The sequence below is a fragment of the Candidatus Woesearchaeota archaeon genome (assembly GCA_016187565.1).
GTDB lineage: Archaea > Nanobdellota > Nanobdellia > Woesearchaeales > JACPJR01 > JACPJR01.
This window is the reverse complement of sequence record JACPJR010000020.1, coordinates 1-23306: the sequence shown is the minus strand read 5'-3', so window position 1 is coordinate 23306 and position 23306 is coordinate 1. Positions and strand designations below refer to the sequence as shown.

At 39.3% G+C, this 23306-nt stretch carries 20 protein-coding genes and 1 tRNA gene; 11 read left to right on the top strand and 10 right to left on the bottom strand.

The window, feature by feature from the left end:
• Positions 1 to 404: 404 nt before the first annotated feature.
• Positions 405 to 478, bottom strand: a tRNA-Arg gene (locus HYW21_05935).
• Between the two features lie 115 nt (positions 479 to 593).
• Between HYW21_05935 and HYW21_05930 the strand changes: the two genes are divergently transcribed.
• Entirely contained in the window at positions 594 to 1739 is a 1146-nt protein-coding gene (locus tag HYW21_05930; protein MBI2548863.1) for a GGDEF domain-containing protein, read from the top strand.
• A 9-nt stretch (positions 1740 to 1748) separates the two neighbouring features.
• On the opposite strand, the gene HYW21_05925 is transcribed toward HYW21_05930, so the two are convergent.
• The 4 genes from HYW21_05925 to HYW21_05910 form a co-directional block, all read right to left on the bottom strand.
• Positions 1749 to 2258 carry an Lrp/AsnC family transcriptional regulator gene (locus HYW21_05925; GenBank protein MBI2548862.1) on the bottom strand — a complete coding sequence of 170 codons (510 nt, stop codon included), beginning with the start codon at positions 2256 to 2258 and terminating at the stop codon, positions 1749 to 1751.
• A gap of 24 nt (positions 2259 to 2282) precedes the next feature.
• A complete protein-coding gene (locus HYW21_05920) occupies positions 2283 to 2765 on the bottom strand; it encodes an Lrp/AsnC family transcriptional regulator (GenBank protein ID MBI2548861.1) in 483 nt (160 codons plus the stop codon).
• Between the two features lie 405 nt (positions 2766 to 3170).
• The gene (locus HYW21_05915) at positions 3171 to 3599 is read right to left on the bottom strand and encodes a hypothetical protein (GenBank protein MBI2548860.1); all 429 of its coding nucleotides are present in this window, start codon (positions 3597 to 3599) and stop codon (positions 3171 to 3173) included.
• A gap of 2 nt (positions 3600 to 3601) precedes the next feature.
• On the bottom strand, positions 3602 to 3826 hold the full coding sequence (locus HYW21_05910) for a hypothetical protein (protein MBI2548859.1): 225 nt from the start codon (positions 3824 to 3826) through the stop codon (positions 3602 to 3604).
• A 168-nt stretch (positions 3827 to 3994) separates the two neighbouring features.
• Between HYW21_05910 and HYW21_05905 the strand changes: the two genes are divergently transcribed.
• From HYW21_05905 to HYW21_05895, 3 genes are all read left to right on the top strand, one after another.
• Positions 3995 to 4414, top strand: a complete 420-nt coding sequence (locus HYW21_05905; GenBank protein MBI2548858.1) for a hypothetical protein — start codon at positions 3995 to 3997, stop codon at positions 4412 to 4414.
• A gap of 97 nt (positions 4415 to 4511) precedes the next feature.
• Complete coding sequence (locus tag HYW21_05900) at positions 4512 to 5777, top strand: hypothetical protein (protein MBI2548857.1); 1266 nt, start codon at positions 4512 to 4514, stop codon at positions 5775 to 5777.
• A gap of 67 nt (positions 5778 to 5844) precedes the next feature.
• Positions 5845 to 6018: an ATP-binding protein gene (locus HYW21_05895; protein MBI2548856.1), complete on the top strand. Its 174-nt coding sequence runs from the start codon at positions 5845 to 5847 to the stop codon at positions 6016 to 6018.
• A gap of 160 nt (positions 6019 to 6178) precedes the next feature.
• Here the strand turns inward: HYW21_05895 and HYW21_05890 are convergent, their stop codons facing one another.
• The 5 genes from HYW21_05890 to HYW21_05870 all read right to left on the bottom strand — a co-directional run bounded on the left by HYW21_05890 (position 6179) and on the right by HYW21_05870 (position 10193).
• Positions 6179 to 7003, bottom strand: coding sequence for a hypothetical protein (locus HYW21_05890; protein MBI2548855.1), 825 nt, complete (start codon positions 7001 to 7003; stop codon positions 6179 to 6181).
• A 60-nt stretch (positions 7004 to 7063) separates the two neighbouring features.
• The gene (locus HYW21_05885; protein ID MBI2548854.1) at positions 7064 to 7636 is read right to left on the bottom strand and encodes a hypothetical protein; all 573 of its coding nucleotides are present in this window, start codon (positions 7634 to 7636) and stop codon (positions 7064 to 7066) included.
• A gap of 119 nt (positions 7637 to 7755) precedes the next feature.
• Positions 7756 to 8217 (bottom strand): hypothetical protein, encoded by a 462-nt coding sequence (locus tag HYW21_05880; protein MBI2548853.1) that lies wholly within the window; start codon positions 8215 to 8217, stop codon positions 7756 to 7758.
• Positions 8218 to 8309: 92 nt separating this feature from the next.
• Positions 8310 to 9287, bottom strand: a complete 978-nt coding sequence (locus tag HYW21_05875) for a hypothetical protein (GenBank protein ID MBI2548852.1) — start codon at positions 9285 to 9287, stop codon at positions 8310 to 8312.
• Between the two features lie 72 nt (positions 9288 to 9359).
• Complete coding sequence (locus HYW21_05870) at positions 9360 to 10193, bottom strand: hypothetical protein (protein MBI2548851.1); 834 nt, start codon at positions 10191 to 10193, stop codon at positions 9360 to 9362.
• Between the two features lie 239 nt (positions 10194 to 10432).
• On the opposite strand from HYW21_05870, the gene HYW21_05865 reads away from it, so the two are divergent.
• From HYW21_05865 to HYW21_05835, 7 genes are read left to right on the top strand one after another with little or no spacing between them, the layout of a single operon-like run.
• On the top strand, positions 10433 to 11881 hold the full coding sequence (locus HYW21_05865; GenBank protein MBI2548850.1) for a hypothetical protein: 1449 nt from the start codon (positions 10433 to 10435) through the stop codon (positions 11879 to 11881).
• An 11-nt stretch (positions 11882 to 11892) separates the two neighbouring features.
• Positions 11893 to 12216 carry a hypothetical protein gene (locus HYW21_05860; GenBank protein MBI2548849.1) on the top strand — a complete coding sequence of 108 codons (324 nt, stop codon included), beginning with the start codon at positions 11893 to 11895 and terminating at the stop codon, positions 12214 to 12216.
• Positions 12217 to 12231: 15 nt separating this feature from the next.
• Positions 12232 to 18786, top strand: coding sequence for a tandem-95 repeat protein (locus HYW21_05855; GenBank protein ID MBI2548848.1), 6555 nt, complete (start codon positions 12232 to 12234; stop codon positions 18784 to 18786).
• A 14-nt stretch (positions 18787 to 18800) separates the two neighbouring features.
• Entirely contained in the window at positions 18801 to 20177 is a 1377-nt protein-coding gene (locus HYW21_05850) for a hypothetical protein (GenBank protein MBI2548847.1), read from the top strand.
• 12 nt (positions 20178 to 20189) lie between these two features.
• A complete protein-coding gene (locus tag HYW21_05845; protein MBI2548846.1) occupies positions 20190 to 21368 on the top strand; it encodes a hypothetical protein in 1179 nt (392 codons plus the stop codon).
• On the top strand, positions 21346 to 22710 hold the full coding sequence (locus HYW21_05840; protein MBI2548845.1) for a hypothetical protein: 1365 nt from the start codon (positions 21346 to 21348) through the stop codon (positions 22708 to 22710). The genes HYW21_05845 and HYW21_05840 overlap by 23 nt, the downstream gene beginning before the upstream one ends.
• Positions 22711 to 22715: 5 nt before the next feature.
• The gene (locus HYW21_05835; protein ID MBI2548844.1) at positions 22716 to 23072 is read left to right on the top strand and encodes a hypothetical protein; all 357 of its coding nucleotides are present in this window, start codon (positions 22716 to 22718) and stop codon (positions 23070 to 23072) included.
• The last annotated feature ends 234 nt before the right edge of the window (positions 23073 to 23306 follow it).

The following is a 23306-nucleotide window of genomic DNA, read 5'->3' as shown; positions in this document are numbered from 1 at the left end:
ATTTTGGTTCGCTTAATTGCTTTTTTCTTAGTCGATTAAGAAGTAAAAACGCTAGAACAAAAACTTTTGCTTGCTGCTTATACAATGAAATTCATCTCTTGGCTAAAGCCAAGTAGGTTTCTTTCATGCAGCAAGCCTAAAATTCTAAGTGTAGAATAAACACGTTCGTGAGAGTAACCAGAGCGGTCCTCTATCTCTTTTGTAGTTCTTTCTAGTCCTTGAGGGAAGAAGGCAGACAATATTTTTAACTCGGTTTCGTTTAACATACCAATCAACTGTTAAAATATCAACGATATAGTCGATAGATCAACTATTTAAACCTGTCGTTTGCAGTACCTGTTACAAAATCTCTTGGTTAGTATTTTCAAATCTTAAACCACAGTAAAACTCTGACTTTGATAAAGCGCCCCTGCTGGGATTCGAACCCAGGTTACGAGGTCCGCAACCTCGTGTCCTATCCAGGCTAGACTACAAGGGCGTAGTATGGTTGGGGAGTACCATTGCTATATAAATGTACGTGAGAGGAATAGGTTTAGTACTCTTGAGTGGTTAAAACAAAAGGTTTATAAAGGAATGAAATCCTCTTTCTCGCCATGACTCCTGACGATTTAGAATTTCGTTTACAACAAGCCCAAGCATTGCATGGCATTGGCTTGGAATTGCTACGAAGGGAACGGGCTAGGACTCGAACACTGAGAGCAGAGCTAGAAACTACACGTTACGATCCCATGTGTGGAGAGCCCATCCTAACCAAGGCAGCGTATTTTTCCTTACTTGAAGATGCGTTGGTAACATCTGAACCCCTCTCGGTTATCATCTTTGATCTTGATGGATTCAAGCAGATTAATGAAACATATAATCATATGGTTGGTGATAGAGCTATCCAGGCAATGGGTGGTGCAGTTACTCGTGCTTTACACCATAGAGGCCTTTCTCCTGCTATTGCCGGAAGGTTTGGTGGTGATGAGTTTGGGGTTGTCGTCTATGGTAATAAAGATGATGCGGTTTCTGTTGCTCGAGCTATTGCTGAAGAGCTTCAAAGAGTTAAGGATGTGGAACATAATGGTACAAGCATTCCACTCCAGCTTCGTGCAACCTATGGTGTTGCTTCCTCTGAAGAAGAGTTACATCCACGCGCATTATTTGAACTGGCTGATAACCGTTTAGTGTATGGAAAGAATGAGTTGGGCGAAAAAGGACATGTCCTTGCAGAGCATATTCCTGATCCTTCACGATACCTCCGTGCACGCTTCATTGATTCCTTTGTTCACTATGATGGCGATCCTCAGACTATAGCTCCACGAGGGACACCGTTTAAAGGACTCCGTTCCTTAATTGATGTTACTGCTACTATTGCAAAAACTGATAGTGTTGAAGAGCAAACCATTCCCACTCATGTTCGTACTGCCTTTGCAGAAATCTACACTGCTCTTGCTCATGAAAGAACGAGAAGCAACGATCCTGCTGCTTACCACGACGTATGTGGAAGAGTCTATGACTCCCTTACCGCCTTTGATAGAGCATGTGCAGCACTGGCTCCTATCTATCATGAGGGAAGGGTCGGTGTTCATCGTACTGAGGCAACATCGATAATTAATATTCATCCCCTTGTTCAGTATCATCAAAACAGATATGGATACATTGCTCGTGTATTAGACCAACAATTAGAAACTTTGCAAGTTCAAGTCCATGATGCCATCGGTAGAGCTACCGTACAACATATTGACAAATATGCATGAACATGATTCTTAAGATAATGGATAACTCTTCTTCACCCGTTTATACCATACGAGTTTTGGTTTTCGCTGTATTTCTGCCATGGGAATTCCCTGAGTAAGGAATGCATCCCGCTCAAGTTCCTCAACAAGATGGAAGAGTTCTCTTTTTTTGACATGAAAATCAATCAGAAGTCGTTCATTGAACTCCTCAAGTTCTTTCAAGTCCCGAAATACTGCTTCAACCAGGTAATCAAAATGATTGTTGGTCCTGAAAAGGGTGTTGACCTGAGGATTTGTCCGCAAAAACAGACTGAGTTCTTCTTTTTTGTTGCCTGCTTTTACAAGCATCATCACCTGGATGCTGTAGCCTAGCTTTGGAAAATCCAGATCAACGGTAAAGCGTTTGATAATATTGCCGGTGTAGGCTTTTATTTTTTCATAGAGTGTCGAAACAGGGACGTTCGTATTCTTACTCATTTCAGTGAGCGTCATCCGTGCATTCTTTCTCAGTTGTGCAATAATCACGAGATCGTTTACCATACGATAACAAGAAATCCCTTTGCATTAATAGCCCTTTGGGAAAGATTCTCGAAATACTTCGGGAGGTAACCGGAACTCATGGTTCACGCTAAAACTTTCCTTCTGCAGTTCTTCAATAATAGGAATCTCCTCATGGTGGGTAATTCCAAAGTTTTGGAGTTGTTCTCGAAAACTCATGAGTTCTTTCATGTTCTTGAAGTAAGCCTCTGCCATGACATCATAATCCTGGAGAAGTCTGACAACCGTGTTGATGGCTGGATGGTGGACAAGAAAGGTGATGAGTGCCTTTTTCTCTTCACTTGCCACGAGAAAGTATACCTGGAGAGGATAGCCAAGCTGTTCTCGATCAAGAAGAGAAACGTGCCGTGCAATAACCTTTTTTTCCAACCGCTTAAGGGTATGGAAAACTGTCGATAAAGGGATACCACTTCGTTTGCTTATTTCAGTTAAGCTAATCCGTGCATTATTCCGGAGATAGTGCAACAGAATCTTTTCATTAGTCATCATCTTGGTTCACCTGCTTTGTTTTATTCAACTCAACGTTGTTTTAATACTGCAGCGCCATTTATGGCGGTGCGACGGTCAAAACCTCATATCTTCGGTTTTGCCCTACGAGCCACCCCATAAGGGACCCCGACTCGCCGCACGCCATACGGGCGCTGACGCAACGGGTCCCCTTCGGGGTGTTGCGTAGGATTGCTCCTTGAGCAATCCGTCAGCTGCCACAATGGTGGCGTGCATGTTATGATTCGGATGTTTCGTTAAGCACTTTTCACTGGAAAAAACTTTATATGCCTTTGGGTAGAATTTTTGAAAATATTTTGGTGAGAATGAAAGAATTTCGTGTTTGGAGATATTATGAACAGTTACTTAATAATGCAAGAAACCAATGTTCGTGCATATTGGTGGGACTTAGGCTTCTCTTGAAGAAGGTTTTTTCTCAAATAATCTCATTAATTCGTGTGTTGCGTAAATCTCGATGTTTTTCTGTTTCTTTAATACTTTTTCATTTGACCAAATAGCACATTGAAGATAGAGAGCCAATGCAAAGTAAACTACATCTTTCTTATGTGGACAGATTTCCTCAGCTTTCTCTCGGTATCTTAAAAATTCTTCTTCAGGAATGATCGTAATATTCTGCTGAAGTGTACGATACAACCAATCAAATTCATCTTCTCTAAGTTGTGATTTCTCCAAAATCTCTTTTTTATTATTTTCCATTTCCTCAAAAAGTAATTGTGGTGCATATAGATCTAATCTGCTATCAAAGAACAAGTCAATAGGTTTCCCTGGCTTAACGAGCATTGCTATAATGATATTAGCATCAATAATTATTTGCATAACTACATCTCTCTAAATCGTCTGGCCATACTCATATTCATGTTCTTTGCTAACTCTTTTGCATCTTTCTCGGTGATCTTACTTTTTTGTGCAAGCTTTCTGAGAAGTTCTATCTCCCTTAATTTCTCCTCAAATGCTTTTCGAGCTACAGCTGACCAATTGACTTCATCAAATTGTTGTATTTTCTCTCTCAGATTATCATCTACTGATACTGAAATTGTTCCCATGGGTATCACCTTATTATTTTTATTATTTATATTGAAAATAGTTGAATTAATATTTAAACGTTTCGTTTATTTCTACTTTACCTTCTATAACCCGTTTTCGGATGACATCGGAAGGTTTCTGGAAATTAATCAGAAAGGGTTAAATAGTCAGGAATATTTCCTTAATCTATGAAAGAAAAAGAAAGTCTTTTTTTCAAAATCTATTATTTTTTAGCCATCATTAACGCAATAATTGGGTTAGCAGATGCGTTTACCTTGATGACCACAAAGAAGACTCTTAACGATCTTTCACTGTTGTATATCTTTGTAACTGGAACCTTAGGAACTGCCCTGCTGATTATGAGTGTAATAGCCCTTATTATGGTTTTCAGATACAAATTTTCTAAAATCACCCTTGTGTTGCCCATCTATTATTTGGTTATATATTTCGGTGTTTTCCTTTATGGTTTCCTATGGGGCGCTATTTCCTCTCTCCAAGGCATTTCAGCTGCTGAACAGCTGATTCCTCCTGGCCTCATTGCTGTTCAAATAATCTCTTCAGTGTTTGAATTGGTGTTCTGCATCTATCTCTTGTATAAATATCGGTAAATTTTTTACTTATTTTTCCAAAAACCATATAAATGTCATCGAACTACAATAACACCAGTGAGTAAACATATATGAAATTAACTTGAGGAAAAAAATGATGATAAAACAAACTTATATTACTTGTTCTATTTTTGCATTGCTTCTGTTGCTTAATATAATGACTGCTAGTGCGGATTCTTTTGTGTTGCGTGATACTATAAGGACCTACAATTATCGTGGGGAACAAAATGCGATCCATACACTGGGAGATCAGACCTATACTTTTGTATTACTCCTTTGCTCTCGGGATAGTGATTTAAAATGTTTCCTAAAAGTCAATAGTGCACCGACTGGTTCTCTGCAGGTCACAGAGACCTACACTATTGATGAAAATTATTACCTTAAAATAGACAACATCACCAAAAACTTCTGCGATCACCGACGGTTTTGCAATATGCCTTTTGAAGCCTATGATATTGTTGATTTTTCGATATACACTGGTCAAAGTTTTTGTGGCGATGCCAATTGTGATGCTCATGAAACTTGTTCCTCTTGTTCCGCTGATTGTGGTCAATGCCAACTCATGTGTGGTGATGAGATCTGTGATGAACAAGAGATTTGCGAAGAAGATAATTGTTGTGACGGAACTATTGTCGATCTCGATCAGGATTACGATAACTGCGGCTTATGTCAAAAACAATGTACTGGGTATGAAGTCTGTGATAATGGAGCATGTGTTCAAATCTGTGGCAATGGTTATTGCGAATCAGATGAAACATGCGATTCGTGTGCAAAAGATTGCGCTAATTGTCAGCTGTTTGAGGTTCCTTCTTTAGAAAAAGAAAAGAAGAACGATGCTGCAATGGCTTTAAGCATCGTGAACAAATCCATATCCTCTTGTGGGAATGGCTATTGTGAAGCAAATGAAGTTTGTGATTTCTGTATTGAAGACTGTGGTAGCTGTGAAACATGTGGCGATGCTCTCTGTCAATTAGACGAAGATTGTTCTTCATGCGAAGAAGATTGTGGATGTAATAACGGGTATGAGTGCTTCGAAAGAACATGCATTACTTCTGCATGTAGTGAAGATAAAGATTGTGATGATCAGAACGCATGCACTGTTGATAGATGCTCTGGCACACCAAAAACCTGTTCAAACCAGCAAGAAGTGCCTGGATGCAATCTTAATGGCAACTGTGTTGCTCTGGGAACAAAGGTCAATGACACATACTGTAGCATCTCTTATCATATGGAAACGATGAGACAAAAAAATGATCTTTGTACTTATAACTACGAATGTGTGAGTGATGTTTGTAGTGATAATCGTTGTGTTAGTGAGGGCGTACTTGAGCGACTGTTTACTTGGTTTAAGCGTTTTGTCTAACTATAATAGAAAACCTAAAATTTTAATATTATTTGTTAGTTTTTCTAGTATATAGTAGAGAAGAAATATATTAAATGATGCTTTAGAGACAATTTGCTCTTTTTTGAACCATAGGGGAGGAACAGTCTACTTCGGTGTGAAAGATAAAGACGGAAAAGTTATTGGTACTACTTTCAGGGGTTCACTCCACAGGAAATACTGTTATTGTTATCCTATTCAGCCCCAAAACAGAATTACTTGAGAAGACTGAGCCGATATGAGCCAATTAAACGAAAGACAGAAAGATAAAGAAGGTTTTCAAAAAAGGCTAGAAAAAATAGGGTAACAGGAGTTAAAATTATGAAAAAGATAAAAATATTGAAAATAGATTATATTAATGAACATCAAGACATAAGAAACAATTACTCCCCTACCGCTTTTCTGTCCTGTACAATATCAATGGCCATGTCTCCGTCATGACCTATCCATGAAGCTCTGTCAAAGGTATAGTAATCAACATGATCGTCTTGACTTTGTTTCTCATAAAAGATCCTGATGCTTGCGTTCTTGCTCATGATCGTGATGGTATCATCAATCCCTTGCAGGAGCGAACAATCAAAGGAATAATAATTCCAACCCCAGTATGTCTGCGTATCAGGTGAAGTACGGTTGTTGATCGTGATGTCAACCATACCATCACCAATCTTATATTTCAAGAAACATTCTCCCTCAGGAAGCTGCATCTGTTTAAAGGTTACTCTATACCCAGCGGCATCAGCATATGCCTCGCTTACGGTCTCAGAAGGAGTATAATGTTCAGTAATACTGATTTCACAGTCAACCACACAGTGGGCATAATCCTCGCTCTGGTCACAGATATCATTGCCACAACATTCCTTCTCAGCCTCGAGGTTACAACTTCCCTCATAACAGGTTTGCTGTTTACATGGCCCGATTCTTTCATTACACAACGATTGCTTTCCCGAAAGAGAAGTGTGTAGACAATCCTTACCTTTCAGGGTCCATCCACAAGTATCTTTGGTACAGGGATTACTATCATCACAACCCATTGATGGGCAGACGAAGAAAGCACCAACATCTCGTGCAGAATCAGTAAACCAGACAAGGATAATCATGGCTGTGATGAGAATCCATACCATTCCGATGATTATTTTTGCCCACCAGGGAAGATTCTTGTGCTCGACAAGAAAATCACGCATAGCAGTCCATATCTCTTGGATAATCATACCAGTAGTTCCTTGGGTATGGCTGCTTTATAATTCTTACGGTTACAGCGGAAATTATTTCTATCTCTTGATAATATCAATGGCCATGTCATTACTCGAGGTTTCCAGCCAGTTCTCACCGTCTTGGGTATACTGATCAACATGGGCATCACTGTTCCCAAGCTCGTAATAGGTGCTCATGGTTTCAGAATGTGAGACTATCCTAACCTTATCATAATTTCCATTCAGCAGTTGACAATCAAAAGGTTGATAATTCCACAGATATTTTGTGGTGATATTGGAAAACGTTACAGTATTGATGGTAATATCTACCTGCCCTTCTGAGGTTCTGAATTTGACTTCGCATTGACCCTCAGGAACTTCAAGGTCAATAAAGATGACTCCATATCCTTTGGTGTTGGAATACGCAACCTCGGGAGATCCTAAATCACCACTCGCAAAATGGTTCGTCACTTTTATTTCACAATCCTCAGCACAGGATTCAGTCTCAATTTGTTTTGCTGCCCCATCGACTTGTTGGTCAGCACGAGAAATATTCTTCACCAATAGACTACTCAGAATAACAACAACAAGCACTAAAATGCCTATCATCATATATGACCATGAAAAGATACCTCTTTTTCTTAGCCTCATTTTCCTCACCTTGCTTTTTTGATAGTCTGGCCATGGTTTATGGTCAGGTGGTTTTGTGTCAACAAAAACTCATGCCGAAACACGAGGTGTTATATAAATGTTATTCCTCAATGTTACTCTTAGTTCCTGAAATATTCTTTGTTCTTATATACAGCTCGTAGGATAAAAAAGACTATGGTCGTCTGAATGGTGGTAACTGCTAAAGTCACATAGACAAAAAATTCTGGTGGAAAAGGCAGTGGTCGAACATCTCCATATCGAAGCATACTCGTTAATTCAGCAAGTTTTTCTGGATGGAAAATTCCATAGACAAGGCTGATAATCTGCCCAACAAAATAAATTCCGTAATAGTAGAATGTTGCCTCCCATGCCCATTGCTTTGCAGAGAAATATCCAACCACCAAAGCCAATGAAAAAATAAAGTAAAAGATGTTCATGCCATACTCGAAATTACCGAGAATAGGGCCTAGTACCTCTATGAGTATCTCCCTTTCGTTCATATCAATTACTTTAAAGAAAAGCCCTATGGTTGCTAATATAGTGAGGATGAGCATAATAATGACAATTTTTGGTTTTTTCATGCTTCTGGGTAAATGGAACATCTTTATGTATTTACCGATAGAATATTCGGTTTTCTTCCGAAGTATAGCGAAAGATTTTCGCTCTTTAATTCTTATGGTCTTTTATATCCGATGTTTCCTGTGAGAAATTCTTCTTCAGCATACACGTCATCATTCGTAAAGGGTATTCCATCAATCCCTCGAGAAAAAAGGTAATAAGAATCACCGAGATTTTCGTAGTAGAAGTAGACGTCTTCTTTTTGTTCGAATCCCCCCAATTGGAGTTGATCAATGTACACGGTTTTATCTCCAATTGAGGATAGTTGGGTAATATTCTGAGGATATTCGCCAAGTCTTACTTTATATGCTTCTATCGTATTTATTGTGCTTATCAATTGTTCTTTGGCTAACTCAGTTCGTATGTTATCATACATTCCACCACGTTGCATGAATACAAAATAGATGAAAGATCCCACACCAAGAGTTATTACAATACCAATAATACCTAGAATAATTCCTAGTACTCCCCATATACTCTTATTTTTACGTCTATCTACTACTCCCATGACAATTGCGGTTATACCTGTAAAGAGTCCAATAAGTGGAATAAGAGAAATAATCCCTAATAGGGCTGAAATAATTCCAAAGAGATTACTTCGCTTTGGTTTTCTTTTTTCTCTTTTCATAAAAAAGATTCCTCTTCTTTTCAATAAATAGCCCGCAAAGATAATTTGAACAAGATAATACATATCAGTGAGCAAGAGACTCGTAACATTTTCTGGATTAGACAGGTCTAAAACATTATTACCTTTTAATGTAGAGAGCATTCCGTAGATTAAAAAGATAATATAGACAACTAGATAAAAGATTGGTAATATTAATAAAAATTTGTTATATCTCTTGAAATATACATAAAAAATGATTATTAATGACAATATTAGCATAAGAGGAAATTCTACTATGGTTGCTAAGCCTAAAAGTATCGAAACAGAGATATGGTCATAAATCAGTTTAATTGTTCCTGCAAAAAAATTCAGCAAACCTACAACAATTACTAAGTAAGTATATAGTTTCAGAAATTTATCTTCCATGGTGTTCATCTTCTGCTTTTATTATTTGTATGTTCCTAACTTTATTTTCTTGTATTTTTTCAAAAAATGTTCTCATTCCAAAAATAGAGGCTCTATTGTTGCATTGTCTTGTATTGATCTTTCTAAAATATTAATGTATCTTTTGAAGTACTTTATTTCCAGTTGAATAGTTTCTTTTGGTATTTTAATCCCTGGTTGATTTAAGATAGTGCCATAAAGAATGTTCTTAACCACGGGGAGCATTAGTTTTGCATCTTCGGGGGTAATTTTATCTCGCAAGATAAAAAATCTGACTAATCTTAGTTCCATTTTATTATTGAGATCTACTGAAAAGAAAGGTTTTTTATAGATTAAACTTTCTATTTCAGCAACCGGTTTATCTTTGCTTCTTTGGATTTTTTTATGATGCATAATAAATTCAACGATAAAGATTAGATGGTCTGCTGCATATGAACAAAGTAATTTATCATCCCCTAGGATCTCCTTGATCTTCTTTATTTTTTGCACATCAGGTTCGCTCATATTTTCTAATTTCTCTTTAATGGCGAAAAAATTTTCTGGGGGAGTATAGTTTTTTATTTCGTTTAGTTCTTTTTCATTAACCACTTTTAACATATCAGGTATCTTTCCTTTTTTCAATGAATCACTAAATTGAATCATACCTTGTATTGAACCCCAACCAGAAATGAATCCCATTACAAAAATGTGAAATCCCTCCCAATTGCAAAGTCTGTAGCGTGTTTTATTCAATCGTAAATCAACCCCCAGTACGTTGATGAGATTTAGACTTTGGAAGTGTATAATTCCATCTTTGATTTCATATTTTATTTGCGGGACTGGATCTTCTTTTAAATAAAACTCTTCTTTTGAAGCGCTAGATCTTTTGAATCTGTCAAATAATCCCATAGTAAACCATCCTCACAAACTAAAAACGCCAATCAGCGTACTGTCCATGGAATTCATAAAAAACATCTTCTTAATAATGCTTTTGCTCATCTAATAGGAGATTTTTCGGTTAGCTCGAAAGGAGTTTGTTAGAGAAACTCTATAATTCTATAAAAAATATGCTCCACCGTAAGATCTTCGAAAGAACGACCACAAGGCTTATTAAATCAAGCCTATTTTCATCACTTGGGGGTGCTTCGGTGATCACCATTCAGCGTTTATTGTCGGTAAGTGTACTCTTGATGTTTCTGATAGGCACACTTCCCTTGAGTTCTGCTTTGATTGATGTTACGGTTAATCTGACCTATGATCGCAATGGCAATTTAATGCAAGATGCGAATTATTATTACCAGTATAACTCCGAGCATCAATTATCAAAAGTACGAGATAAAAATGCTACCGGTAGGATTCTTGCTGAGTATGAGTATGATCACTTAGGTCAACGATCGTATAAGATAGAATATCATGCAGATGGAACGAATACCTCAACATATTATGTAGGCAATGATTTTGTGCAAGTAGTTCGACCTGATGGTCGTGTTGAAAATACCCAATACTATTATGATAATAATGGCGTGTTATTAGCTCGCAAGGATCCTGATGGCAAGAAATATTTCTACCATCCTGATGCACTGGGTAGTACCGCTCTGGTAACTGACGAAGCAGGGAATGTGGTTGAAGAGGTTGAATATTTACCGTTTGGTGAAGTCATTGAAGGTGGCAATGACCGCTATCTCTTTACTGGCAAAGAAAAGGACAGAGAGACAGGATTGCAGTATTACGATGCTCGGTATTATGCTCCTGACCAAGCAAGGTTTATCCAGCCTGATATAGCACAACCTGATATATATGACCCACAGCAATTAAATAAATACAGTTATGCACGGAATAATCCTGTTAAGTATATGGATCCAAATGGTGAGAGTCCTACCCTTGCTTTTGGGTTAATCGGTATTGCTATTGGAGGTGTAACCGGCGGAACTATTAATCTTGCTACTCAATTGTATCATGGGGCTTCTATTACTAAAGGGACAGTAGACTGGCATCAGGTAGGCAAAAGCGCAACTGTCGGTGCAGCAAGTGGGGGAGTTGCGGGCCTAACTTTAGGTATTGGAAGTCTTGTTGCAGGAGGAGCTGGATTAAGTTTAGGTGCAGAAATGGGTCTTGGTGCAGCTTCGGGAGTCGCTGGAGGTAGAGCTGGAACTGCAACTGCAAATGTTCTAGAGGGAGAGAAAGTCACGAAGGATATTTTGAGTCCTGCAGGCATTGCAACTGACGCCCTTATTGGTGGAGCAACTGCAGGAGCAGGAAGAACTTTTAAATCTGCATACATAGAAAAATCATGGGCTGCTGGAGGAGAAAGTAGTTCTTATAAGAATATGTTGGAGCATCAAAGTAAAGTTAGAACAAATCCTGCTGGCTACAATCCCTATAAATTTACAGTTGAAGCGAATAAATTTAAATCTAATTTTGGTAAGCCCAGAGAATCAGATTATGTTCAGGTGAGTAAAATTTACGATGAATGGAAGCCATTTACAGGAACTGGTAGAATAGAACCTGGATTTAGAAGAGTAAATCCCAAGACCGGAGAATTGGTTTATATTGATAGCTATGAAACACTCTATAGCTACCACAGTCCAAAACCATAGGGAGGTAGAAAATGAATAAAGATAATATAAAGAGGCTAATTAAAGATTTAGATCTTATTGGCATTCCTGATTTCCCAGAAAACAGTAAAGAATTACAAAAAATATGGGACGCCTTAATACTAGACCATTCTGATTATATTTCGTGGGAAGGAGCATTCTCAAGAAATGAATTTGATAAAAAGACAGCTATGCCTGAAATCTGTATCGATGAATATCTTAATCAACGAATAAGAAACTTTAAACCGACAACAGATGAAGAAAAAAAGTGTTTAGCTCAGATCAAAGCATTCAAAGATAAAATGGACGAGATAGTTAAAGAGTTGCTTAAAGATTAAAACAGATGATTAACGATGAAAGATACCTTAAGAAAAACAGTTACAGAAAGAATTGTTGCTTATGTTTCTATTCTCCTCATTATTCTAACTCCGTTTAGCTCTGCAGCTTCTACAGATTCGGACATCGTAGTTTCTGATGTTACTTCCTTGTATTTTCCTCCTGCAGACCGAGAAAACATTGATACTCAGGAACAACAACTTCCTGTAGAGGGATCTCAAGCAGTAGAAGTACCGCTTGATATGGATCCAGACGTTATTACTACGTTACCAGATCTTTTGGAATCTATTGGTAAGAACACACTGCCAACGAACCTGTTAAGTCAGTTTGCGAGTAAAGGTATTTTTACGAATGACTTGTTTAGTGGCTCAGCGGGTTATTCGTATCCGTTGCAAGTTCCTCCCGGCGTTAATGGATTACAACCTTCCATTACGATAAACTACAATAGTCATCAGGGTAGTAGAAAAGGTATTGTAGGGACAGGCTGGGGCATGAGTACGGATTTTATTTATCGTGATATTGAGCATACCCGATCGAATAGCAGCGATGATACGTTCTCTGTGAGTTTGAATGGCATGACCATGAAATTAGTGTATGATACGGTTGATTCGTTGTATCATACTGAGCATGAGACCTACATGTATATTACGCGAGATGGCAATGGCTGGTTATTGAAGAGTAAGGATGGAACTACATATCGGTTTGGTTCAACAACAAGCAGCACGCTTGAATCAAGCTTGGAAACTTATACCAGTGTCTGGTATCTTGATCAGGTTATTGATGTTCACGGGAATACGATCACCTATGAGTATCTTAAGAATCCTGGAACAGACAAGGCAATGTATTTGTCGAAGATCATCTATGGCGATAACACGATTACTTTCAGTTATACTTTTACGCAACGTGCGTTTTATGGGTATAGTTATGGAACCAAGATCGTACAGAGTGGATTACTTTCTGCCATTATGGTAGAAAACAAACAGAATCTGGTACGAAAATATGTGTTTGATTATCAAGGCATAGACAATCATTACTTGCTCAAGAAGATTCGTCATATCGGAAGTGATGCTGTTTCAGAGCTTCCGACAATAGAATTCTCTTATTACCAAAATCCTGTTGGTTGGACCGAGAATGTTTCATGGAGTGTCCCTTCAGAAATTATTTTTGGTACTGATCGTGATCAGGGAGTGAGAATGTTTGACATTAATGGTGACGGGTTAACTGATATTGCTCGGATGAATAATTCAGATAATTTTGATTATTGGATCAACAATGGAAGAGGCTGGAATTCAAGACAAGTCAACCCGAATTTTCTATCCAAAGGATTTGTTGATCAGTACGGTAATGATTTAGGTGTTCGTTTTTTAGATTTTCTGGCTGACACGAAGATTGACTTATGGAAAGTTGTTTCGGGGGTATCATCCATTAATACGTTTAAAGAGAACATGGGTAATGGATGGCAACAGAATCCTCTTAGTCTACCGTTGAACGTGAGTTTCGTTGAAGAAGCTCCTGCACCAACACAATGTACTCCGAATTGGTGTCCTGCAGGACATATTGATGGAGGTGTACAGTGTCAAGGTGATACTTGTACAAGATTCTGTTTGAGGGAGGATTGTGTAGGATCAGGAACTGTTGCTTATGAAGATAATGTGTATCCGTACTGGGATTATGGAAATAATTATCAAGTATATTGGACGAGCGGTGGTTGGAAAACTGGTGACAATGTGTGTGTTAAGTTTGAATATACGGGTAGTCCAAAAACAGATCCCAATGATAATTCAGAATGTTATGATCTGACGACTACGAACACTTATTTCAACAAAGATTGTGATGGTGTTCCATTAGTAGGTATAAGTGGTATCGGATTTGCTGCTGATCGTGATCCTAATTCGTGGTTATCAACCCTTGCAGGCGGCTCAGATGAAGGGTTTTTAACTGGTTATGATAATGCCTTTTGGAACAACACTTATATTGCCGAACCAGGTTATAGTTTTGATGCTACTCGTCTTGGTAATGGCGATGGTGAATGGGATGATTTCAATAATGAGATTTGTGATGAGGCTGGTACGTACACGATTTATTGTACACCACATGAGGTTGTTTGCGATAACTGGGACAAATGGCCATGTGGTTCTGGTTGTGATGGTGAATATACCTCGGCTTATCTCACCATGGGAATATATGCTCGAAAATACCAAGAACCATTAGATAATGCTCTTGCGAATAGTGTTCCTGCATGTGATTGGGATGTCATGAAGGATAATGATTACTTTGGTTATGGTCATTACAAGGTGACTAAGTACGATATTCAAACAACCTACCAGAACCAGCAATGTACCTTTTCTCCGTATGATTTCCGTGATACAGGTGTTCGACTTATTGATGTGAATGGTGATGGCGAGAGTGACCTTGTCAAGGCAACTAACCTTGAACGCAAAACCTGGTTGCGAACTGATAGTGGATGGGAAGAAACTACTGACTGGATTGTTCCTCAGTCTGCCTTTATTGCCTATGCTGGTGGCCGTCTTGATCTTGGTGTTAGGTTTAGTGATGTGAATGGAGATGGTTTTGTCGATCTTGTTCGTACTGACAACACTATACGTATAACTTTTTTAAATGACGGTAAATCCTTTGTTCAGGATGATACCTGGCTATTGCCTCAAGAAGCATTATTTATTGTTGATGGCGTGAATCAGGGACTATCATTAACTGATATTACCGGTGATGGTCTTCCTGATCTTGTGAAAAATGACGGGAATACAAGGATTACCTGGATTAATAATGGCAGGGGTTGGACACGAGAAGATAGCTGGGTAGTGCCTGCTGGATTCAAATTGAATTGGTATGGTACTACACTTGACGACATTAACGGAGATGGTATTAGTGATATCATCCATGCCCACAATGCAACCAATCATACGACGTTAATCAACAACTACCAGAAACAGTATCTGTTAAAAGAAGTTAAAGGCATCTATGGTGATGTCACCAAGATCGATTACCAGACGATTTCTTCGTTTGATAACACTGGTGGAGATCAGGTCATTGATTTAGGATCGAATGGCTGGGTTGTTACTGCTGTCGAACGAACCAATGGCATGACCGGAGATCATAGTGTTACTTCTCGCACAAGCATACGATATCGTAATGGTTTATTTAATCCTGAGAAACGTGAATTTCGCGGCTTTAATCATGTCGAGGAGACATTACCAGACCAAAGTACTGCAAAGCATTGGTTCTACCAGGATGATGTTAAGAAGGGATTAGAGTACAAGACAGAACTGTTTGATAGTGCTGCGAGACCATTCAAGACTCTTGAAAATACCTTTGTGACCACGCCTGTGCGAGGGTATACCGTCGTGACGTTACAATCCAGCAAAGAATCGCTGTATGATGGAGAAATTGCTGATCCCTTAATAACGCAACAGAACTTTGATTATGATTCGTTTGGCAATGTAATCAAGACATCGTTGTTCGGAAATATCGCTTTAACTGGTGACGAAAAGTTCGAACATACCAGTTACTGGTACAATGCAGACAAATGGATTCTTGATAGGTCATTACAGCAGTCGTTATATGGATCTGATGATGTCACTTTAGTTCGCCGGCAGAATTATAGTTATACGTCGTTTGGAGATGTTGAATCTGCCGAGCAATGGTTAGCAACTGGCGAGAATCCACGCGTTTCTTTTTTATATGATTCTTATGGGAATGTGATAGCACAAACCGATGCTCGTGGATATACTACGGTAACAATGTATGATCCTAGTCATATCTTTGTTTCAAATGTCACGAATGCCAAACAACAAGTAACAAAGTACCAGTATGATGCAGGTACGGGAAATTTACTTTGGGTTGAGGATCCGAATGGTTATAAAATAGAATCTCGTTACGATATCTTCGGTCGGAAAACAAAAGAGATTTTGCCGTATGATACTGAATCCTTGCCAACCGTTGCATATAGTTATCAGATCAATGGCAGTGCACCTGAGCTGATTATTATTAAAAGTAAAGAGAATGATACGCGAACCTTTGACCGCTATTATCATTATGACGGATTTGGTAATCTTATCCAAGCCAAACATGAAAGTCAAGGACCAGATTTTATTACCTATGATCTTTATTATGATCCCTTGCTCAGAATCAGCAAAGAAAGCAATCCCTACTCTGTATCAATTAGTGGCTATACACTGCCATTGCCGGTTGAGACTAAGCGTTACAGTTATGATGTTCTTGGCAGAACCACAAAGATACAGAATCCTGATGATACGGAAGTTCTTACAACATATTTCCATGGCAATACATTAATGTATGATGAAAATCTGCATCGAAAAGATGTGCATGAAGATGCCTATGGCAATATTCTGACGGTTACTGAATATAACCCTGGTGAGACGTACATCACCAGCTATACCTACAATCCTGCAGGAGATCTGACAGGAATTACTGACAATCAAGCAAACCAGATAACGTACATCTATGACACCTTTGGAAGAAAAATAAAAATGATTGATCCTGATGTAGGCACCTGGACCTATGGCTATGACAAGAACAACAATGTGGTGAATCAGACTGATAATGATGGAAACACCGTTAGGATGGCATACGATGAACTTAATAGAATTACAACAAAACAGACCGCCGAAGGAACAATCAATTACGCTTATGATGAAGAAACTGTTGGCACACTCTCAAGAATGATAACTCCATCTCACATTGCTCATTATTATTATGATAATCGTTTGCGAGTTACTAAAGAAGATAACGTCGTAGATGGTCTTCTCTTTGTAACAGAATGGGACTATGACTCAATGGACAGGGTTGTTACGAAGCAATCTCCCTTAGATGAAGATATTACTTTTAGTTATAATACTCAATCTTTGTTAGAGCAGATAGGTGGCATTGTTACCTTTAATTATAATGTATTCAGTCAACCAACACAGCGATCCTACCAGAACGGGATCCTTACAACGCTGCTGTATTACCCTAAACATGCTCGACTTCAGCAGATTCAAACCCCACAGAAACAAGATCTTTATTATCAATACGATAATGTAGGAAACATTATCACTATTACCGACGGAGCACACAGCATCATTAAAGTTTTTGGCTATGACTGGCTAGATCGATTAACGAGAGTTGTAGCAACACAGCCTACAAAAGATTATACTGTTGATTATGCCTATGACAGTATTGGTGATATGAAATATCTCAATATTAGCAGCCAAAATCCCATTTATTTAGAGAGATATCAGATGAATTCAAGTTATACAACTAATCCAGTCCATGCTCCCAGCAGTATACGCCTGCAATATCCAGACCGTCATGCGCCGGAATTATTTGTTCCAATGCAGATCGTGGCAGAAGATTTCGGTGAAGCGAGACTGAATATCCAAGATTACAGTCGTGATAGTGATGGTGATTTGTTAACCTTTTCTCTGCTGGAAGAAAGCCCAACAACGGTTGATTGTACACTTGTTGACACCACGTTAATATTAACCTCAAATCCTAACTGGAATGGATTGACCAGCTGTACGCTTCTTGCTGATGATGGTAGACTAGGAAAAACAACTCAAACTATGGTGATTAATGTGACGCCAGTGAATGACGCTCCTACCTTAACAATTCCCGACGAATCCCTTGATGAGGATAGTTCTCCGTTAAATGTAAACTTGCAGACTTATTCCTTTGATGTTGATGGTGATGCTTTGCAGTTTAGTGTTGTCAATGAAAATCCTGCAACAGTTAATTGTGAGATTCTTGGTTCAACCTTAACCATGACTCCTGCAGCAAACTGGAATGGCCAGACAACTTGTACGGTTGAAGCAGCTGACGGAAATAATGGGACAGCACAGTATACCTTCGACATTACGGTTTTGCCGGTGAATGATCCGCCAACCTTAAGTCTTCCGGTATCAACGATTGATGAGGATTCAGGACTCTCTACGTTAGACTTGACGCTCTACGCAGATGATGTTGATGGCGATCCGTTGTTGTTTATGCTCACCAAAGAGAACAGAAGTGCCGTGGATTGTGCAGTTTATGGCAATATGTTCAGCTATCAACCGATATTAAACTGGTACGGTACGAGTACTTGTGATGTAACTGTGGATGACAATCATGGTGGGATTGCCCAAGACACGATGATGGTTACGGTGCTGCCGGTGAATGATGCTCCTGTTGTTTATACCATTTCTCCTATTCAGGTGACTGAAGGGAACATCATAGACCAGCCGATTTATGCTTTTGATATTGAGCACGATCCGTTGCAATACAGCGTGAATGATAGCCGATTTACTCTTACTGGGGCTCGATTAACATTCAAGACTCAAGAAGGTGATGCAGATAATTTTACTATCCAGATATCTGTTGATGATTGGATGAATACAACGCTTCAAACGATTCCCATTACGGTTCAACCCTTTACCGGGATTGTTGACACCTTTTATGATGGTTCGGGAAGTAAGATTTTGACGTATGCATTACCTGGCATTAAGGAAGTATACGTTCGTGTGAAGAAAGATTCGTTTTTGGTGAACGGATCTTTGACGATTCAAGGCTATGATTGATGGAGGTTATACCCATGAGACTAGCGATAATCAGTGTGGTTATGTTGTTACTCAGTGTGCATATTGTTTGGGCTGGCATTGGTTTTTCTGGCAAAACATTGTATGAAGGGAATATTATTGAGTCTGGTGATTTACAGGTTTATATGTACGATCAGCCTGCTGGTGGTGTGTTGTTGTACAGCGAGTTATTTCCAAGTGCAGTACAAAACGGTTATTTTGATATTGAATTAAACCCTTCTTCTCTGATTTATGGCAAGACCTATTATCTAGATGTTGCGGTTAATGGTACGAACATTGACTTTGACGGTAGTGATCGTAAAGAGGTCGTATGGTGGCAAGGAAGGATTCAAGATTTGGACGAGAGCCTGACGATTCACACGAATAACTTATCTCCTTCATTAACCGTGCAACAGGAAAACAATGCAACAACACTTGCAGTGCAGGGACCAACAACAGCTGCAGATATTACTGTGTTGGAAGTTACTGGTTTACCGGGTAATGGTAATGGCATAGGTGGTGCACAATTGGGATTCTTTAAACGAAGTTCTAATGATCAGGTACGTTTAGGTGTGAACCCACTGACGGCAACGTATGGCTATGGCTCAAGTTTATTTTATCGAAACTTAGACAGTACGGCAACAGCCATTCCAGTAGTTTTAATCCAACAGGATAATGTGAATGATGACCAGTATGCATTGAAGATATTACAGGACGCACCGGTTGCTGGCCTGTATGTTGAAAATAGCGTTGCGGCAAACAATGCCTTTGGTGCACGGATTTATGCTACCGAAGGTGCAGTTTCAAATAGTGCTGCTCTGTTTCTGCGGACTGACGTTGATAATTATGCCTACCTCATGTCTCCTGCTCGGAACATTGACAGCTTTTCTTCGACGTTCTTTTATCGAAATAAGCCTGCAACGAGTGGACCTGTGTTTCAAATCAAACAAGACAATGCTGCAGATGTCCAGTCTGTGTTATGGCTTGACCAGGCGGGAAATGCAAATGCACTGATAGCTAACAAGTATTTAGACACCGCTGAAGCTACGGGTCAATTTAGAGACCAATCGTTAGGAAATAATCTCAATCGGGCAGTCTTTGCAAGAGGCGATAGTCAGGACAGAAGGACTGCTTATTTTTATCGTAATGTTGCTAGCAGTAATACGGGGAAATCAGTTGTTGAAATCACTAATGATAATGCTCTCGATGACCAACCGTCGCTGTATGTTACCAGCAACTCAGCTTCAAAAGCTGCCTTACGGATTGAACCGAAAGCAGATGCTCCTACAACCTGTGCTATTGGTGACATTTATATTGATAGCAGCGGTGCGTATTGTACGTGTGTTAGTTCAAATGCATGGGAAAACATTGTCAGTGTGGGGAGCTGCACGTAGGTGAGTGGTAGTATGGCATTACGATCAAATCGTTGTTTGTACGAGAAAACAGTTATGCTGGCAAAGCACAACACCCTCATGGTAGTTCTACTACTGATCTTGCCAGTAGTTTTCTCGTTTAGTGGTGAAGGTAATGGGTATACGGCATCGTTTACCTTTAACTCTTTTGAAGGAAACGGGTCTTCTCCGAATGCATATGATGTCCAGATGTATGGCAGTAAATTTCCGGTTATTCATGGCAGTGGTTCTGGATATGACCTTCAAGAAGGAACCATTTATCTGCGAAAGATAGCTGCGTCTAATGTGAGTGTTGGTATAGGTAACACGTCAATTTGGTCTCGTGAAGGCATAGTTTCAAATCCTGAAGAGATTACGAACTTTACCACGGCTTTCCAGGAATATCTGGCGGGTTGTGTACCTGACGAGCAAGGGTATTGTCTTGTTCCGCTACAGGTGTTTACAGGTACTCTTTCCAGTGTAAAACTGTCACAGGTATATTTATCATTGATACCATTAATGAACTCTGCTCCAACTCTTAACCTCACCATTTTCCCAGAAAATCCCTCTCCCGATGATACCATTACGTGTCGTGGCCTGACCTATGACCTGAATGATGATGTCATCTCGGTCTCTGCTCGTGTTAGCCTCAGGCTAGGCATGACGGGTATTACTGAACATCCTACACGGGAAATCTCCTGTGTAAAAACAGGTTTGCCCGGGATCTATGAATGTAACACGACTATCAGTGCTGATCGAACCCAGCCAGGACATGAGGTAACGTGTACTATGCAAGCCTTTGATGGCGAGTTCTATAGTGAGTGGGTTACTGCAACGGTCATTGTTAGCCAAAGTGATGAGGGTGATATGGTTGTTGTTACCACGCCAGTCGAACGAGCAAAACCAAAAGAACCCAGTGTTGTCGTTGTTGAACCACAACAGATCTCACGCCAGAACGATGATGATCAAACAGATGCATTTCCCACCAAGAACATCACCGACGAGATATTACCATCGACATCGCCGAATGTCGATTATGAGCAAAACGTATTCCCGGTGAACCTTAGCCCGATTGACCTGATCTTACCGAATCTTACCAATGGAACGGTGGCCTTACCTACCCCTGTAACCGTAAAACAGCTCAGAGGAAAGAAAAGTAGCACTACAGAAAATGAAACCAACGTTATTCAATGAATTAATGATCAACATAGCTAAGCGAATAGCACTGTTTTTTATCTTGATGTTTCTGATAGGCACACTGCCATTAAGTTCTGCTCTCATTGATGTTACCGTTAACCTGACGTATGATCGCAATGGCAATTTAATGCAAGATGCGAATTATCATTATCAGTATAATTCAGAACACCAATTATCAAAAGTACGAGATAAAAATGCTACCGGTAGGATTCTTGCTGCATATTGGTACGATGGCAACGGTCAGCGGCTAAAAAAGGTAGTTTTCCATGAGGATGGGAGTAATACGACGACCTATTATATCCACGACGATTTTGTACGTGAGATAGGGCCTGATGGTATCGCGCGAGACACAGTCTACTACCGTGATTTAGATGGGACATTGCTTGCTCGCAAAGACCCTGATGGTAAGAAATACTTCTATCATCCTGATGCGCTAGGCAGCACTGCTCTAGTGACTGACGAAGCAGGGAATGTTGTTGAAGAGGTTGAATATTTGCCGTTTGGCGAAGTCATTGAAGGTGGTAACGACCGCTATCTCTTTACTGGCAAAGAAAAGGACAGGGAGACAGGATTGCAGTATTACAATGCACGCTACTATGCCCCTGACCAAGCGAGGTTTATCCAGCCTGACTCTGTCCAACCGAATGTGTATGATCCGCAGCAATTAAACAAGTACAGTTATGCCAGGAATAATCCGGTGAAGTACACCGATCCGAGTGGAAACGTTCCTATTGATACGCTTGGTGATATCGGGTTTATGATCTGGGACGTTTATGTGATTGCCACTAAAGGTAGTGGAAAAGGTGGTGAGAATTGGAAAACACTGGGTATGGACACGGTAGGATTATTTGTCCCCTATACGACAGGATTGGGTAAGGCTTACAAAGCAGGAAAAGCTGCGAAGATTGTCGATAAAGGTGTAGACTTAAACAAGGCAGCAAAAATAGGAACTGCTACAGACAAAGTTATTGATGCGAAACGGCAGGAACAATTACTTCTCGAATTTCAGAAGAATTCTGATTTTCTAAAAAAGTCCAAAAATCTAAAAGAAACCGGTGAAGCAACAGCTGGTTCATTTAGGGAAGCTAATGCTTTACGAATGCAGACATTTCCTGAAGCTAAAAAGTTTCCAGGTGCTGGGCCTAAATCAACGCCAGAATCCTTAAAAGCGTTTAAAGCATATGATGGAACTGCATATCATACAGATTATTTGGTAGATCAGTCTACTGGAAAAATGTATGGTCATCCCCCGGACAGTATTCATGCTAATTCTCCTCATATTAACATAAAAGATAATAAAAACAAGTACACAATAACCATTGATGATACGAAGAGGTGATATCGGTGAGAGATGATCATAATCTAAAATTGATAAATAAATCCAAGAATCTCAGCGAAGAAGAATTCAAGATACAGATGATGAATGGATATACACTTAGAGTAAGCTATGAATACGAAACAGATGGACAAAAAATTTTCTTGGACTATACAGTCTTTAGAGAAAAAAGTAACCTACAGGATAAGTATGTTTTATGTATCGAAGAAGGCTCAGCGTTGGATTTGTACCACGACCATTGTACAATACGAGATCAAAGGTTCTCATTTAATTCGGTGAAAGATGTTATTACTTATCTTAAAGAAAAAGAATATTTTAAGGTCTCAGATTGGAACCATCTAAGGAAATCACGATTTCAAAAATGAATGATCCACCAAAGGTCACAACCCGAGAAGGTTTGATTAGGTAGAAACCAAATGAAGAAAGAAACAAAAAGAAAACAGTTTCTCCCGTCGGACCACCTACACGAACACAGGTGTTGTTCGTAAAGTCGATGTGCTCCACAGCATCAAGCAGAACTTGGACAAAGTCAGTGGTAGTGTAAGGGGAATTCTTCCCAACAACGCAAAATATATCTTCTAGAAACCGTTTATTTTACT